Here is a 669-nt window from a genome sequence, read left to right on the forward strand (position 1 = left end):
GCAGAGGCAAGTTTTCTATCGCGGCTTGCCTGCGCCGCGGCAATTCTTGTGCGGTAATATGAATCTCTAAAAGCGTCGAATATTGCGTTTTCTACGGCAGAACCTGTAAAAGGACCAAGAGCGGCAACAGCAGATGAGCGCAAGTTGGGATCCTTTGCGCTGATACAGCTTGTTATCGCGTCAAGCCCTTTTGGATCTCCTATTTGTGATAAAGCGCCTAACGCCGCCATGCGCAAAGGTATGCGTTCATCGGGGTTTGTAGCGATTTCCGTAAGAAACTCAATGCCCGCAGATGAGCCTGTGGCTCCTATGGCGGCTATTACCACACTGCGGTTGTCATTGCCTGGGTCTTTATCGTTGTAAAAATCAACTAAAAATTCCGCCGTCTTGTCCGCCAGTTTTTTGCCGGAATGCCAGGCACAATAGGCGGAGCTGTTTGGATGAACGCCCGTTGTTATGAAAGCGAAATAGCGGACGTGTTAAGTTGGGTAGAAATTATAAGCTGTGAACATGAATTAAAAAGCAAGTATGCGATACATAGAATAGAAAAAAATTCCGCCGATTTTGCTTATAAACAAAGTCCGTTTCAAAAAATGGATTGCGTTATTTTAAGCGCAGCATTCAAAGTAAAAAAAGGCGATAATAAAAAAATGTTAGCCGACATATATA

Annotated in this window: 1 protein-coding gene and 1 pseudogene; one reads left to right on the plus strand and one right to left on the minus strand. The window is 44.4% G+C overall.

Annotated elements, in window-relative coordinates; genetic code table 11:
• On the minus strand, window positions 1-326 hold a 326-nt coding region (locus tag ACYVTD_RS15205), incomplete at its 3' end, for a HEAT repeat domain-containing protein (protein ID WP_461248549.1).
• A gap of 84 nt (window positions 327-410) precedes the next feature.
• On the opposite strand from ACYVTD_RS15205, the pseudogene ACYVTD_RS15210 reads away from it, so the two are divergent.
• A pseudogene (locus ACYVTD_RS15210) lies at window positions 411-669 on the plus strand (UDP-N-acetylmuramate dehydrogenase); the annotation flags it as partial.

The sequence above is a fragment of the Treponema sp. R6D11 genome, assembly GCF_054786075.1.